Here is a 15,182-nt window from a genome sequence, read left to right on the forward strand (position 1 = left end):
GGTTCGGGGTCGGCCGCGCGACGGCGGCGGACGCCGTGGCGCCCGTGTCCGCGGCGGGCACCTACCCGTTCACCGGCACGCACCAGGCCGGCATCGTCACCCCCGCGCAGGACCGGCTCTACCTCGCCGCGTTCGACCTCACGACGACGTCCCGCGACGAGCTGGTCGAGCTGCTGCGCCGGTGGACGACCATCGCCGCCCGGCTCACGCAGGGCCTCTCGGCGGGGCCGTTCGGTCCGGCGTCGGGACCGTACGACGCGCCGCCGGACGACACCGGCGAGGCCGCCGACCTGTCCCCGGCGGGGCTGACGATCACGTTCGGCCTCGGCCGCTCCCTGTTCGTCGGCACCCCGGGCCCGGACGGAGCGCCCGGCCAGGACCGCTTCGGCCTGGCCGGCCGGCTCCCCGGCGGCCTCGTCGACCTCCCGCACTTCGCCGCCGACGACCTCGATCCGGCCCGCAGCGACGGCGACCTCGTCGTGCAGGCGTGCGCCGACGACCCGCAGATCGCGGTGCACGCCATCCGGAACCTGTCGCGTGCGGCGTTCGGCTCGGCGACGATCCGCTGGACGCAGCTCGGGTACGGGCGGACGTCGTCCACGAGCACCGAGCAGCGCACCCCGCGCAACCTGTTCGGCTTCAAGGACGGCACCGCCAACGTCAAGGCGGAGGAGGCCGACGCGCTCGCCGAGCACGTGTGGGTGCCCGCGAGCGCCGCTGCCGCCGACCACCAGGCCGGCATCGACTCCGGGTGGCTCACCGGCGGGTCGTACCTGGTGGCACGCCGGATCCGGATGCGCATCGAGACGTGGGACCGCACCTCCCTGCGCGAGCAGGAGACCCTCGTCGGCCGCACGAAGGGTGAGGGTGCCCCGCTGTCGGGCGGGACCGAGTTCAGCGAGCCGGACTTCGCGAAGGAGGGCCGGGGCGGCGCGCCGCTCATCGCCGTCGACTCCCACGTGCGGCTGGCCCACCCGTCCTCGAACGGCGGCGCCCGCATGCTCCGCCGTGGGTACAACTTCACCGACGGCAACGACGCGCTCGGCCGGCTGGACGCGGGCCTGTTCTTCCTCGCGTTCGTGCGGGACCCGCGCACCCACTACATCCCGATGCAGGCCGCGCTGTCCCGCGACGACGTGCTTATGGAGTACCTCACCCACACGGGTTCGGGGCTGTTCGCGGTGCCGCCCGGCGTGCCCGACGGCTCCCTGGTCACCGGCGCCGACGGCACACCCGTGACGACGGACGACAGCCCCTTCGTCGGTGAGCAGCTCTTCGCCTGACCACCGGGGTACTGTCGCGCGCGTGACGACCACTCCCCCCGCCGGCACCCCCGTGCGGACACCCCCCGACGCCGGCACCCCGACACGTGTGTGGCTCGTCGCGCTGCTCACGGTGATGTGCCTCGAGCTGGTCCGGGCCAGCGGTCCGCTGCTGGACCGGGCGTTCGCGGCCGGGGTGGTCCAGGCCGCGGTCACGGCGCTCGGCACGTATGCCTGCGCGGGCCTGGTCGCCGCCCTGCTGCTGGTCGCGCTCCGCCGGCCCTCCGGCTCGCCGGACGCGCGCACGCTGCTGGTCGGAGCCGCCGTGCTCGCCGTGCTGCGCCTCACCGTCCAAGCCCTCGACGGCGGCGCCCTGGTCGTCGTGGGCCTGCTGGCGGTCGCCGTGGCGGTGGGTGTGCTGACGCTCGCGGTCTCGTTCGTCGCCGGCCGCCCCGCGGGAGGCCGACAGGCGGCCATCGGGCTCGTGCTCGGCTGCGGGCTGTCCGCCGGTCTGCAGCTGGTGCTCGGCACCTGGGACGCCGTGTGGCGCGACGGAGGGGTCGGCTGGCTGGTCGCGGCAGTCCTCGCGGTGGGGGTCGTGGTGACCGCCCGCGGGCTCGTCGCGTTCACGGCCTCGTCGGCGTCGGAGGCGACCGGACGGCCGCGCCGGCTCTGGGTGCTCGGGCTGTTCCTCGCGCTCGCCGCGATGATCGTCGCCAACCCCGCCTTCGTGGCCTCGCAGTCCGGGGTCGCGCTCGGCTGGGCGGGGCTCGTGGTCGTCGTCGCCAACGCCCTGGGCGCCTGGACCCTCCTGCGGCCGGACCCCTGGTCCGCCGGCGTGCGGGTGGGTGCCGCCGTGCTGCTCGTCGCGGGTGCCGCCTGCGCGCTGTGGCTCACCGGCATCGCCGCGCTGGTGGCCGTGGTCGTGCTCCAGCTCGCGCTCGGCATCGTCCTGTCCGCGGCGCTCAGCGCGCACCGTCCGGCGCCCCGCGGGATCACCCGCACGGGCGCCGCGACGCTCGTCGTCGGACTGGGGACCATCGGCCCGCTGCTGCTCTACATGCTCGACTACGACGTCCCCCTGCCGGTCGACAACGTCTGGGTGATCGTGCTGGCCGCCACCGGGCTGGCACTGTCCGGCCTGCGCCGGCGCACCCCCGGTGCGGTGCCCGCACTGACCAGCCCCGACCGGCTCCCCCGCCGTGCCAGCTCCGTGCGCCTGATGGTCCTGCCCGCGCTCGTCCTCGGGGTCGTCGGGCTCCTGCCCTCCACCACGAGCACCACGGGCGCCGAGGTGCCCGCCCGCGCGGACGAGTCGCCGCTCACGCTCGTGGACTGGAACCTGCACTACGGCGTCTCGCCGCTGACCGCCGTCGACCTCGAGGGCATCGCGGCGACGATCGAGGAGGAGGACCCGGACGTCGTCACGCTGCAGGAGGTCAACCGCGGATGGGTGTTCGGTGGCGGCACCGACATGGCCACCTGGCTGGCGCACCGGCTCGGCATGACCGTGCGCTTCGCGCCCGCCGCGGACCACCAGTTCGGCAACGCGGTGCTGGCCCGCTCCGAGCTGACGGACGTCGTCGTGCACCGGCTGCCCTACGGCGCCGGACCGCAGAGCCGGTCCGCCCTGTGCACCACCCTGACCACCGCGGACGGGACCGAGCTGCGCGTCACGTCGATCCACACCCAGCACCGCGAGGCGAACACCCCGACCCGCCTGGAGCAGCTGGAGGCGCTCGCGGACGCCGAGCCGGTGACGTCGCCCGCGCTCCTGGCCGGTGACCTCAACGCCGAGCCGGGCTGGCCGGAGATCGAGCTGCTCGAGTCCGAGGGCTGGGAGCCTGCCGACTCCGAGATGCTCACCTCGCCGGCCGACCGGCCGACCGCCAAGATCGACTGGGTCTTCGGCCAGGGAGTGACGTTCGTCCGCGGGTTCGTGTGGACCACCCCGCTGTCCGACCACCGCCCGCTGTCCGCGGAGCTGACAGTCGACTGACGCAGGCCCGTCGACCCCCGCACCACCAGCTCGACGCCGAGGTGGACCCACGAACCGGTGCGACCGCCCGTTTGTCCGCCGCTCCACCCGAGAGGACCCTCGATCACATGACCCGGCAGCCCCTGCCCGCCCGACCGCTCGCCGACCCCCGCGCGGTGGTCGTCGGCCCGCAGTACCGGATCACGGTGCTGACGGACGGGCTGGTGCGGCTCGAGCACTCCGCCGACGGGGTGTTCGAGGACCGGGCCTCGACCTTCGCCCTCAACCGCGAGCTGCCGGTGCCGGACTTCCGGGTGATCGAGACGGACGCGCACGTGGAGGTGCTCACCGACCGGCTGCACCTGGTCTACGACCGCCGCCCGTTCAGCACCAGCGGCCTGAGCGTCTCGGTGCTCGGCGGGGTCAGCGCCTACCACTCGGTGTGGCGCTACGGCGACGACTCCCCTGACACCGTGGGCCTGGGCGGGACCGCGCGCACCCTCGACCTCGCCGACGGCGCCATCCCGCTGGAACCCGGTGTGGTGTCCCGGCAGGGCTTCGCCGTCCTGGACGACTCCCGCTCGATGGTGTTCGAGCCCGACGGCTGGGTGGCTCCGCGCGACGGCTCCCGCACGGACCTGTACGTGTTCGCGTACGGCCACGACTACCGCGAGGCGCTCCGGGCGTTCTACGCGGTCTCGGGGCCCACGCCCGTGCTCCCCCGGTTCGCGCTGGGCAACTGGTGGAGCCGGTTCCACCGCTACACCGCCGACACCTACGCGGCCCTGCTGGACCGGTTCGAGGCCGAGGGCCTGCCGTTCAGCGTGGCCGTGATCGACATGGACTGGCACGTCACCGACGTCGACCCGGCGCTGGGCAGCGGCTGGACCGGCTACACGTGGAACCGGTCCCTGTTCCCGGACCCCGCCGCGTTCCTGGCGTCCCTGCACGAGCGGGGCCTGCGCGTGACGCTCAACGTGCACCCCGCGGACGGTGTCCGCACGCACGAGGACGCGCACCCCGCGATGGCCGCCGCGCTGGGCCGGTCGCACGAGGAACCCCTCGCCTTCGACGTGACCGACCGGGCGTTCCTCGACGCCTACTTCGACGTCCTGCACCGACGGCTCGAGGACGACGGCGTCGACTTCTGGTGGCTCGACTGGCAGTCCGGTCCGCACTCGCGCGTCGCCGGCATCGACCCCCTGTGGATGCTCAACCACTTCCACTACCTCGACAACGGCCGCGACGGCCGCCGAGCGCTGACGTTCTCCCGCTACGCCGGCCCCGGCAGCCACCGCTACCCCGTGGGGTTCAGCGGCGACACCGTCATCTCCTGGGCGTCGCTCGCCTTCCAGCCCTACTTCACCGCCACCGCGTCCAACATCGGGTACGGCTGGTGGAGCCACGACATCGGCGGCCACATGTTCGGCGGCAAGGACGACGAGCTGGCCACGCGCTGGCTGCAGCTCGGCGTGTTCTCCCCGATCCTGCGCCTGCACTCGGGCGCCAACGCGTTCACCGCCAAGGAGCCGTGGACGTTCGAGCCCGCCGCGCGTGCCGTGATGACCGAGCACCTCCGACTGCGGCACCGGCTGGTCCCGTACCTGCACACCATGAACCACCGCGCCGCGGTCGAGGGTCGCCCGCTGGTCGAGCCTCTGTACCACCAGTGGCCCTCGCAGGCCGAGGCGTACGACCAGCCGACCCAGTTCCTGTTCGGGAGCTCGTTGCTCGTCGCGCCGCTCACCAGCCCGGCCGACCCGCACACCCGGCTGGCCTCGGTCCGGGCATGGCTGCCCGCCGGCGCATGGGTGGACGTGTTCACCGGCCTCGTCTACGACGGCGGCCGCGAGCTCCTGCTGCACCGCGACCTGTCGAGCATCCCCGTCCTGGCCCCGGCCGGCGCGATCGTCCCCCTCGACGCGGCCGCCGTGCCCGGCAACGAGCCCGCCAACCCGTCGGCGCTCGAGGTCCTCGTGGTCGTCGGCGCGGACGGGTCGTTCACCCTGGTCGAGGACGACGAGACGGGGGTCGCCCGCACGCCGCTCACGTTCACCCAGGGCACCGGGACCCTCACGGTCGGACCCGCCACCGGCGCGCTGGGCTGCGTGCCCGCCACCCGGTCGTGGACCGTGACGTTCGTGTCGTTCGACGGCTCACCGTCGGTCAGCGGCTACGCGGGCACCCTGGACCGTCGCGACGGTCGCGTCTCGGTCACGGTCGACGACGTCCCGGTCGACGGGACCCTCACGGTCACGGTCGGCCCCGAGCCGCAGCTGCGGGCCGACGACGTCGACGCGCGCCTGTTCGCGCTCCTCGACCGCGCGCAGATCAGCTACGACCTCAAGACCCGCGTCTACGAGATCGCGACCTCCGACGCCCCCCTGACGGTGCGCGCGTCCCACCTGCAGTCCTTGCGGCTGGACCCCGCGCTGGGCACCGCGGTCGGCGAGCTCCTCCTCGCCCGCGCCTGACCGCCGACGACGCGCTCGGTCTACAGAGCGAGCAGTCTGCGGAGAGCCTGCTCCACCCGAAGGATCACGAGGGGGTCGGCGGACCCGAACCTGGACGTCAGGCGCTGCGGCGAGATCGCCGCGGCGTCCTCGCACCGTGCGTAGCTCGTGGCCTTGAGTCCCGAGCCTCCCGGCTCGATCTCGATCCGCGTGGGTGAGACCCAGGGCGTCCTCGTGATCGGGACGACGGTGACGACGGGCGGGTTCGAGTCCAGCCACGGCTGAGCACTCAGCACGAGTACCGGTCGGGTGCCGCCCTGCTCGTGCCCGACGGGCTGACCGAGGTCGGCGAGGTAGATGTCGCCGCGCCTCACCAGTCGCCCGCTGCGCTGATCTGGTCGTCGCTCCGGTCGGCGAGGTTCTCACGGAGGGTGGCGACGCCCACGTCCCCGTGCGCGGAACGCTGCTCGCTGGTCAGGTGCGCGTGCGCCTCATGGACCTGCTGCCAGAACGCCTGCTCGTCGGCACGGTCGAGCGCGTGCGTGAGCGCACCCGCCAGGGTCGTTCCCTCGTGCGCTGCCAGTGCCGCGATCCGGTCGCGGAGATCCTTGGGCACCTTGATGGTGGTGAACGTCGACACGACGGTCAGTCTACTCGCCGGTATACCGAACGGGCTACGCCCTCGTTACTCGCGTCAGTCCTCGGTACTCATGGTCGGACCGACCCTGCGCTCCGCTGCGGGTCAGTCCTCGGTCCGGTGGTGGAGGATGCGGGCCACCTCGGCGATCGTGCCCGACATCGACGGGTACACCGTGGCGGTCTCGGCCAGCTGGTCGGTGGTGAGGCGGTGGGCCACGGCGATCGTCAGCGGGTAGATCGACTCGCTGGCGCGCGGACCGACCACGACGGCGCCGAGCACGGTCCCGGTCGCGGCGTGGGCGAAGATCTTGATGAACCCGTCCCGCACACCCAGCATCTTGGCGCGCGGGTTGCGGGACAGCGGCAGCATGCTCACGGAGTACTTCACGCCCTGCTCCACCAGCCGGGCCTCGGAGGCGCCGACGGTCGCGATCTCCGGTGACGTGAAGATGTTCGCCGACACGCCCTGCAGCGAGAGCGGCTTGACGGCGTCGCCGAGCGCGTGCGCCATGGCCACCCGGCCCTGCATCGCGGCCACGGAGGCGAGCGGCAGGACCCCCGTCACGTCACCGGCGGCGTAGACGCCACGGACGTTGGTGCGCGAGACCTTGTCCACCTGGATGTGCCCGGACGGAGTCAGCCGGACACCGGCCTCCTCGAGCCCGAGACCGGCGGAGGTCGGGATGGAGCCGACCGCGAACAGCACGTGCGACCCCTCGATCACGCGACCGTCGGAGAGCGTCACCTCGACGCCCTCGGCCGTCCGCCGCGCCCCCTCGGCGCGGGACCGGGACATGACGGTCATGCCGCGGGCCTTGAACACGTCCTCGAGCAGCTGGGCGGCGTCCGCGTCCTCGCCGGGCAGCACGCGGTCGCGGCTGGACACGAGGACCACCTCGGCGCCCAGCGACGTGTACGCGCCGGCGAACTCCGCCCCGGTGACGCCGGAGCCGACGACGATCAGCCGGGTGGGCAGCGTGCTGAGGTTGTACAGCTGTGTCCAGGTGAGGATGCGCTCGCCGTCCGGTCGCGCGGTCTCCAGCGTGCGGGGCGTGGCCCCCGTCGCCACCAGCACCGCGTCCGCGTCGAGGGTGAGCTCCTCGGCACCCTCCCGCCCGGTGACCACCACGCGGGACGGGCCGTCGAGGTGGCCGTGGCCGAGCACGATCCGCACGCCCTCGCGCTCCAGCCGCGCCCGGATGTCGGCGGACTGCGCGGCCGCGAGCGCCTTGACGCGCGTGTTGACGGCCGCCAGGTCGATGCGGTGCCGCAGCTGCTCGAGCGTGCCGCCCACCACACCGGCCAGCGGGGTGCCGTCGAGCCGGATGCCGAGCTCGGGCGCGCGGTCCGCGATGGTCATCCACTCCGCGGTCGCGATGAGCGTCTTGGACGGGACCACGTCGGTCAGGACGGCCGCGCCGCCCATCCCGGCGCCCTCGACGACCGTGACGTCTGCCCCGAGGCGGCGCCCCACCAGCGCAGCCTCGTAGCCGCCGGGGCCGCCGCCGACGATGACGACGCGGGGGGCGGACGAGTCCTGCGCGGGGGTGCTCACGGTCACCCATTCTGCCGGTCCGGCGCAGCACGGCCAGGCGGACGGTGACCGTTAGCCTCGGACCATGAGCGACGTCACACGTGCCCTGGACCTGGACGACCCCACCACCGACCCGTTCGACGTCGCCCGCGAGGCCGCCGCGTACATCGCGCAGGCCACCGGTGTGGAGCGTCACGATGTCGCGCTGGTGCTCGGCTCCGGGTGGGGCGGCGCCGCCGAGCTGCTGGGCGACACGGTCGCGGAGCTGCCCAGCCACGACGTCCCCGGGTTCGCCGCGCCGGCCGTCGTCGGACACGTCGGCACCATCCGGACCATCCGCATCGAGGGCACCGACCGCCACGCCCTGGTGCTGGGGTCCCGCACCCACCTCTATGAGGGCCGCGGCGTGCGCCGGGTCGTGCACGGTGTCCGGACCGCCGCCGCGACCGGGGCGTCGACCGTGGTCCTCACCAACGGCTGCGGGGGGCTCAACCCCGCCTGGGCGCCCGGCACGCCGGTCCTCATCAGCGACCACCTCAACCTCACGGCCACCTCGCCGCTCGAGGGTGCCACGTTCGTCGACCTCACCGACCTGTACAGCCACCGGCTGCGCACCCTCGCCCGCGAGGTGGACCCGACGCTCGACGAGGGCGTCTACGTGCAGTTCCGCGGCCCGCACTACGAGACGCCCGCGGAGGTCCGCATGGCGGGGGTCCTCGGCGGCGACCTGGTCGGCATGTCCACGACCATCGAGTCCATCGCCGCACGGCACGCCGGGCTCGAGGTGCTGGGCATCTCGCTGGTGACCAACCTCGCCGCGGGCATCAGCCCCGAGCCCCTCTCGCACGCGGAGGTCCTCGAGGCCGGCCGCGCGGCGGGCCCGCGGATCAGCGCGCTGCTGGCGCAGATCGTGCGCCGCCTGTAGGCGGGAGGCGACCGGTCGTCGGCGTGAGTACGTTGGCACCATGACCAGCGACGACGCATGGGCGCCCCTCGATGCCCGGGTGCAGGCATGGATCGACGACGACCCCGATCCCCAGACGGCCGAGGAGCTGCGTGACCTGCTCGACCAGGCCCGCTCCGCACCCCCGACCCTCGCGCCGGGCCGCGAGCCGGACCCGACGCAGCGTCAGGCGCTCGACGCCCGGTCCGCCGCCCGCGACGAGCTGGCCGACCGGTTCAGCGGCCTCCTGCAGTTCGGCACCGCGGGCCTGCGCGGCCGGCTCGGGGGTGGCCCGCACCGCATGAACCGTGCGGTCGTCATCCGCGCGGCGTCCGGCCTGGCGGACTACCTGCTGGGCGAGCTGGACGGCGTGCACCCGGCGCCGCGCGTGGTGATCGGCTACGACGCCCGGCACAAGTCCGTGGACTTCGCGCGCGACTCCGCGGCGGTGCTCACCGCGGTGGGCATGGAGGTCCTGGTCCTGCCGTCGCCGCTGCCCACCCCGGTCCTGGCGTTCGCGGTCCGCCACCTCGGCGCCGACGCGGGGATCATGGTCACCGCGTCGCACAACCCGCCGCAGGACAACGGCTACAAGGTGTACCTGGGCGGCCGCGTGGTCACCGACTCCGGCCAGGGCGCCCAGATCGTGCCCCCGGCCGACGCGGCCATCGCCGCCGAGATCGCGCACGTCCCCTCGGTCGCGTCGGTGCCACGCGCGGCGACGGGCTGGACCGTCCTCGGGCCCGAGGTGCTCGACGCGTACGTGTCCTCCGTCCTGGCGCTCGCCCCGACGGACGACGCCACCCGGGCGGCCGCCAAGCGCCTGCGGGTGGTCCTGACCCCGCTGCACGGTGTCGGTGGGGCCGTCGCCCAGCGGGTGCTGGCCGAGGCCGGGTTCACGGACGTGCTGGTGGTGCCCGAGCAGGCCGAGCCGGACGCCGACTTCCCGAGCGTCGCATTCCCCAACCCCGAGGAGCCCGGTGCGATCGACCTCGCCCTCGGCCTGGCCAGCGACGAGAACGCGGACCTGGTGATCGCCCTCGACCCCGACGCGGACCGCTGCGGCGTCGGGATCCAGGACCTGCGCCACCGCTCGTTCCGCGGCCCGGACACCGCGGAGGCCGAGGGCTGGCGCATCCTGCACGGCGACGAGACGGGGTCCCTGCTGGGCGCCGACCTCGCCGGTGCGGCCCACCCCGACGGCTCGGCCTTCGCCAGCTCGATCGTGTCCTCGCGCCTGCTCGGCAAGATCGCGCGCAGCAAGGGCCACCGCTACGCGCAGACGCTGACCGGCTTCAAGTGGATCTCGCGCGTCGACGGCCTGGTGTTCGGCTACGAGGAGGCGCTGGGCTACTGCGTCGACCCGGCGCACGTGCGGGACAAGGACGGCATCTCCGCGGCACTGCTCGTGGTCGGCATGGCCGCCCGGCTCAAGGCCGAGGGCCGCACGGTCGTCGACGCCCTGGACGACCTGGCCCGCGAGCACGGCCTGCACCTGACCGACCAGGTCTCCGCGCGGTTCACCGACCTCGACCAGATCGGCCGGACGGTGCAGCGCCTGCGCAGCGGGCCGCCATCGTCGCTGGGCGGCTCCCACGTGACCGAGGTGGTCGACCTGGCCGCGGGCAGCGAGGCCGACCGCGACGGCCTGCCGCCCACCGAGGGTCTTCGGCTGCTCACCGCGGACGGCACGCGCGTCATCGTGCGCCCCAGCGGCACCGAGCCCAAGGTCAAGTGCTACCTCGAGGTCGTCGTCCCGGTGGACCGTGCCGCGGACCACAAGGCCCTCGGCCGTGCCCGGGAACAGGCGCGCACCCGCCTGGACGCGGTCGCCGCCGACGTGCGGGCGGCGCTCGGCATCTAGCGCGTGCGGGAGCAGGTGACCGCCGGCACGACCTGGCCGGAGTCCCCGGGCGCGGTGCCGTGGAACCCGAACGTCGCGGTGTCCTCGGCACGCAGGGTGCCGTTGTAGGACATGTTCTCGGCGGTCACCTGGGTCCCGCTCAAGCCCAGCCGGGTGTTCCAGGTCTCCGTGATCTGAGCGCCCTCGGGCAGGGCCCACGTGACCGCCCAGCCCTCCACGCCGCTGGCACCGGGAGTGACGACCACCTGCGCCTGGAACCAGTTCTGTCCCTGCGAGGTCCAGTGGTTGGTGACCGTGTAGACCGCGGTGCACGCGCCGGCGGGGACCGGTTCCGGCGGCTCGACGCCTCCGTCGGTCGGACTCGGCACCGTGGGGGTCGGCTGCGGCGTGGGCCGCGCGACCGGCGGCACGGTCGGGGTCGGCGTCACCTGCGGCGCGGGCGTCGTGGGCGCTGGCGTCGGCGTCGGGGTGGGGGTGGGCTCGGGGACGCGGGTGAGCCGGAGGTCAGCGGGCGCGAACGGCGAGGGCGGGGTGTTCACGTCCGGGAGGCTCGTGCGCCCGTCGCACCAGCGGGCCGGGTCGAACGTCGTGTAGGTCCCCGCGGAGCACGCGAAGTCGACCACCGCATCACCCCCGACCACCACGGTGCCGCTCAGGCGGGCGGCCGACCGGACGACCGCGACGTCGCGCACGACGGCGCCACCCTCGACCACCGCACCCGCGTCCACCCAGGCTCGCCCCTCGATGCGGGCGCCGCCCAGCACGCGGGCGTCGCCGCGCACCACGGCGTCGGGCCCGACGAACGCGGTCTCCTCGACCGTCGCTGCGTCGTCCACCCAACCCCCGCCGTTGGCGTGCCGGTGACCCCCGTCGGCGGCCGGTACCGAGGCGTCGTCCTGCACGCTCGCGCCCGCGACCCGGAACTCGTAGGGATAGCGGGTGACCTCGCCGAAGCCGTCCCCCGAGCCATGGGCACGGTTCGCGGTCGGGGTGCCGACGACCACCAGGTAGACCTCCTGCTCCTGCGCGCGCAGCGAGAGCTGGACCTCCTCGTCGAGGCTCTCCGTCACCGGGCTGTACCGGGGAACGCCCGCACGCATCGCGACGAACCCGAAGCTGAGCCCCGCGTCCGCGGCGTCGTCGTGCCCGCGCAGGCGCAGGTGGATCTCGCGGACGCCGGCGTCGGGGACGAGCCGCACGACCGTGAAGCCGTAGTCGGCCGGGGCGAACCCGTCGAGCACCCGGTAGTGGCCGGGGTCCCCCTCGACGGCCTCGACGGGCGTGGTCCGGTCCGCGAGCAGCACGGGGTCGAGGCCGTCCACCGCGGCGGCGATCGCGCTGCGACCCGCGAAGTCCCACGTGACCGTGCGCATCGCGTACTCGGCGACCCGCCGGTTCAGGTCAGCCTGGCTGAGCCCGGTGAGGCGCTTGTAGGTGCTCAGCGGGTCCTCGCCCGCCCGCGCCTCGCGCCACATGCTGCCCAGCAGCTGCTCGCCGTCGCGCTCCGCGAGGTACTGCAGCAGGAGCCAGCCACCGTCGCCCAGGCGAGGGCTGGCCCAGTGCAGGTGCGGGCTGCGGACCAGGTCGGTGGGGTCACCGATCCCCCCGGGGGCCGCCACGGTGGCCAGGTACGCGGCGCTGGCGGCCCAGAAGGTGGCCGCCTGGTCGGAGGCGAACCCGGCGCCGGGGGTGTCGAGCGACGCGAAGCCCTGCACCACCTCCGCGAACCCGCGCGCCAGCTCCCACGACGGGTCGAACTGCGACCCGCCGGCCGCGGGAGCCCCCGTCGCGGGGGCGGTCGCCGACTCGTGGCCGCGGGCGGTGAGCGCGGGGACGTCCACGCGCAGCAGGCCGACGCCCTCGACCACCGTGCCCGTCGCACCACGGTCGGGCGGCGCCAGACCTCCGCTGGTCGGCACGACCACGCCGGCGCTCGGGGCGCCGGGGCCGTCCGACCAGGTCCCGTCGACGACCACGACCACCTTGTGCCGGGCGACGGCCCCGTCCTCGTCCACCACGCCGAGGTCGTGCACGTCGAGCGCGAAGAGGGCGTCGAGCTGCGCGACGGCACGGGCCGGGTCGAACCGCAGCTCGGCCGGAGCGGTCGCGGGGTCCGCGCCTGCTCGGTCGCCCCAGGCGAGCACGACGTCCTGGCCCTGCAGGACGTGAGCACGCTCCCAGGACTCCGCCCACGCCGCCGGGACCACCACGGTCTTGTCGGGCCGCAGGTGCCGGACGGTCAGGCCGACCCCCACGCCGACCAGCAGGGCGACCAGGACCACGGCGCCGACGATCGCGCCCCGTCCCCCTCGGCCCATCCGCGCCTGTCCCTTCGCCCTGCCGCACGCCAGAGGCGTACGGCCGCCCCACTGTGGCCGACGCCCCCGGCCCAGTCAATCGGACACCGGGCACCCGTCCGGATGAATCGCCGCGCTGCTCATATGAGCAGGTCGAGCAACAACTGTTGCAGCACGCGGCGTCGACGCCTACCCTGGAGCGACGTGAGAGGAACGCGATGATCGAGTCGGACGAGCTGCTCTCCATCCGCGCGGCCGAGCTGTACTACGAGGAGGACAAGACCCAGGACGAGATCGGGTCGATCCTCGCGCTGACCCGCTGGAAGGTCGGTCGGCTGCTCGCCCAGGCCAAGGCCAGCGGGTTCGTCCGCATCGAGATCGTCCACCCCCGCGCTCGTCGCCTGCCCGTCGAGCGCCGGCTCCGGGAGGCGTGGGGCCTGACGGACGCGATCGTCGTGTCGACCTCCGGCGTGGACGACCAGGACGAGCTGCAGACGCGCACGGCCCAGGCCGCCGCCGACTACCTCACCGCGCTGCGGCCCACCCCGCGCACGCTCGGCATCAGCTGGGGCCGCACCCTCGACGACGTCGCCCGGCACCTGCAGGACGGCTGGGCGGCCGGCGTCGACGTCGTCCAGATCAACGGCGGCGTCAGCCTGAACCGGCGGGCGGGGACCGCCGCGTCCACCGCGGTGACGATCGCGCAGAAGGCCGGCGGGCACGCCACCCTCCTGCCCAGCCCCGCCATCCTCGAACGGCTCGAGACCAAGCAGGCCATCGAGTCCGACCGCGCCGTCTCCGCCGTGCTCGACCTGGCGTCCGGCGCGGACGCCTACCTGTTCAGCGCCGGAGCTGCCGACGCGGGCTCCGTGCTCGTCGACAGCGGGTACCTCACGGCCCACGACGTCACCGAGCTCGTCCGTCGCGGCGCGGTCGGCGACGTCGTCGGGCGCTACGTGGACAGCGCCGGTGCCATCGTCGACGCCGGCCTGGACGGCCGCACGGTCGGCCTCCCCCTGGAGAGCCTGCGTGGGGCGCAGCTGAGCATCGCCGTGATCGCCGGAGCGGCCAAGCACGCCGTCGCCCGCGCGGTCGTCGGCAGCGGGCTGTGCACCGTGCTCGTCACCGACGAGGAGACCGCCCTGAGCCTCCTCGACCACCCCTCATCGAACCAGCACCACGACGGACAGCGAGGCACACCATGACACTCACCCCGGTCGTCCCCGGGGAGCGCGCGATCGCGCTCCTGGGCGGCGAGGCGAACGACGCCAACCTGCGTCGGTACCTGCACGGCATCCCCGGCGTCGACGCGGTCGGCCTCGAGCACCGGGCCGCCGGCCTGGGCACCCGCTCGATCAAGACCACGTCGAAGGCCTGGGCGCTGGACCGGATCATCGGCCTGATCGACCTGACCACGCTCGAGGGCGCGGACACCCCCGGCAAGGTCAGGTCGCTCGTGGCGAAGGCGGTCACCCCCGACCCGACCGACCCCTCCTGCCCGCGCGTCGCGGCGGTCTGCGTGTACGGCGACATGGTCCCGCACGCGGTCCAGGCGCTCGGCTCGGCACACGGCGACCCGGACCAGGGCAAGATCGCCGTCGCCGCCGTGGCCACCGCGTTCCCGAGCGGCCGCGCCTCGCGGTCCATCAAGCTCGAGGACACCGCGGACGCCGTCGCCGCGGGTGCCGACGAGATCGACATGGTCATCGACCGCGGCGCCTTCCTGTCGGGCCGCTACGGGCAGGTGTACGACGAGATCGTCGCGGTCAAGGACGCCTGCCGCCGCGCGGACGGCACCTCCGCCCACCTCAAGGTCATCCTCGAGACCGGCGAGCTGACCACCTACGACAACGCGCGCCGGGCGTCGTGGCTGGCCATCCTGGCCGGGGGCGACTTCATCAAGACCTCCACCGGCAAGGTCGCGCCGGCCGCGACGCTGCCCGTGACCCTGCTGATGCTGGAGGTCGTGCGCGACTGGCACCGGCTCAGCGGCGAGAAGGTCGGCGTCAAGCCGGCCGGCGGCATCCGGACGTCCAAGGACGCGATCAAGTACCTCGTCACCGTCGCGGAGACGGTCGGCGAGGAGTGGCTGACGCCGCACCTGTTCCGGTTCGGCGCCTCGAGCCTGCTCAACGACGTGCTCATGCAGCGCCAGAAGATGACCAGCGGGCACTACACCGGCCCCGACTACGTGACGATCGACTGAAGGGCC

At 74.2% G+C, this 15,182-nt stretch carries 11 protein-coding genes; 7 read left to right on the forward strand and 4 right to left on the reverse strand.

The genetic code is table 11. The annotated features are described in order from the left end of the window. From efeB to RYN42_RS07565, 3 genes are all read left to right on the forward strand, one after another. A partial coding sequence (efeB, locus tag RYN42_RS07555) for an iron uptake transporter deferrochelatase/peroxidase subunit (RefSeq protein ID WP_315095096.1) occupies window positions 1-1,283 on the forward strand: 1,283 nt, incomplete at its 5' end. Window positions 1,284-1,305: 22 nt separating this feature from the next. Next, a complete protein-coding gene (locus tag RYN42_RS07560; protein WP_315095098.1) occupies window positions 1,306-3,261 on the forward strand; it encodes an endonuclease/exonuclease/phosphatase family protein in 1,956 nt (651 codons plus the stop codon). A 107-nt stretch (window positions 3,262-3,368) separates the two neighbouring features. Then, on the forward strand, window positions 3,369-5,714 hold the full coding sequence (locus RYN42_RS07565) for a TIM-barrel domain-containing protein (protein WP_315095099.1): 2,346 nt from the start codon (window positions 3,369-3,371) through the stop codon (window positions 5,712-5,714). Window positions 5,715-5,734: 20 nt separating this feature from the next. Here the strand turns inward: RYN42_RS07565 and RYN42_RS07570 are convergent, their stop codons facing one another. The 3 genes from RYN42_RS07570 to RYN42_RS07580 all read right to left on the reverse strand — a co-directional run bounded on the left by RYN42_RS07570 (window position 5,735) and on the right by RYN42_RS07580 (window position 7,893). Then, window positions 5,735-6,067: a type II toxin-antitoxin system PemK/MazF family toxin gene (locus tag RYN42_RS07570; RefSeq protein ID WP_315095101.1), complete on the reverse strand. Its 333-nt coding sequence runs from the start codon at window positions 6,065-6,067 to the stop codon at window positions 5,735-5,737. Further along, entirely contained in the window at window positions 6,064-6,333 is a 270-nt protein-coding gene (locus RYN42_RS07575) for a hypothetical protein (RefSeq protein WP_315095103.1), read from the reverse strand. The genes RYN42_RS07570 and RYN42_RS07575 overlap by 4 nt, the downstream gene beginning before the upstream one ends. A gap of 102 nt (window positions 6,334-6,435) precedes the next feature. Next, window positions 6,436-7,893 (reverse strand): NAD(P)H-quinone dehydrogenase, encoded by a 1,458-nt coding sequence (locus RYN42_RS07580; RefSeq protein WP_399552427.1) that lies wholly within the window; start codon window positions 7,891-7,893, stop codon window positions 6,436-6,438. Window positions 7,894-7,951: 58 nt separating this feature from the next. Between RYN42_RS07580 and RYN42_RS07585 the strand changes: the two genes are divergently transcribed. Both RYN42_RS07585 and RYN42_RS07590 read left to right on the forward strand, forming a co-directional pair. Next, window positions 7,952-8,791 carry a purine-nucleoside phosphorylase gene (locus RYN42_RS07585; RefSeq protein WP_315095106.1) on the forward strand — a complete coding sequence of 280 codons (840 nt, stop codon included), beginning with the start codon at window positions 7,952-7,954 and terminating at the stop codon, window positions 8,789-8,791. A gap of 40 nt (window positions 8,792-8,831) precedes the next feature. After that, the gene (locus tag RYN42_RS07590; protein WP_315095107.1) at window positions 8,832-10,673 is read left to right on the forward strand and encodes a phospho-sugar mutase; all 1,842 of its coding nucleotides are present in this window, start codon (window positions 8,832-8,834) and stop codon (window positions 10,671-10,673) included. Here the strand turns inward: RYN42_RS07590 and RYN42_RS07595 are convergent. Continuing rightward, window positions 10,670-12,991, reverse strand: a complete 2,322-nt coding sequence (locus tag RYN42_RS07595; protein WP_315095109.1) for a DUF6055 domain-containing protein — start codon at window positions 12,989-12,991, stop codon at window positions 10,670-10,672. The two genes, RYN42_RS07590 and RYN42_RS07595, sit on opposite strands and share 4 nt — an antisense overlap. Before the next feature lie 197 nt (window positions 12,992-13,188). Between RYN42_RS07595 and RYN42_RS07600 the strand changes: the two genes are divergently transcribed. After that, window positions 13,189-14,175 (forward strand): sugar-binding domain-containing protein, encoded by a 987-nt coding sequence (locus RYN42_RS07600; protein ID WP_315095111.1) that lies wholly within the window; start codon window positions 13,189-13,191, stop codon window positions 14,173-14,175. Next, on the forward strand, window positions 14,172-15,176 hold the full coding sequence (gene deoC / locus RYN42_RS07605) for a deoxyribose-phosphate aldolase (protein ID WP_315095113.1): 1,005 nt from the start codon (window positions 14,172-14,174) through the stop codon (window positions 15,174-15,176). Before RYN42_RS07600 ends, deoC begins: the two co-directional genes overlap by 4 nt. Window positions 15,177-15,182: the final 6 nt, after the last annotated feature.

This window comes from uncultured Cellulomonas sp., from assembly GCF_963527515.1.
GTDB lineage: Bacteria > Actinomycetota > Actinomycetes > Actinomycetales > Cellulomonadaceae > Cellulomonas.

Coding starts and splice junctions, on each gene's coding strand:
- RYN42_RS07585 (WP_315095106.1), top strand. CDS start 7,952: ATGAGCGACGTCACACGTGCCCTGGACCTGGACGACCCCACCACCGAC.
- RYN42_RS07600 (WP_315095111.1), top strand. CDS start 13,189: ATGATCGAGTCGGACGAGCTGCTCTCCATCCGCGCGGCCGAGCTGTAC.
- RYN42_RS07595 (WP_315095109.1), bottom strand. CDS start 12,991: ATGGGCCGAGGGGGACGGGGCGCGATCGTCGGCGCCGTGGTCCTGGTC.
- RYN42_RS07590 (WP_315095107.1), top strand. CDS start 8,832: ATGACCAGCGACGACGCATGGGCGCCCCTCGATGCCCGGGTGCAGGCA.
- RYN42_RS07565 (WP_315095099.1), top strand. CDS start 3,369: ATGACCCGGCAGCCCCTGCCCGCCCGACCGCTCGCCGACCCCCGCGCG.
- deoC (WP_315095113.1), top strand. CDS start 14,172: ATGACACTCACCCCGGTCGTCCCCGGGGAGCGCGCGATCGCGCTCCTG.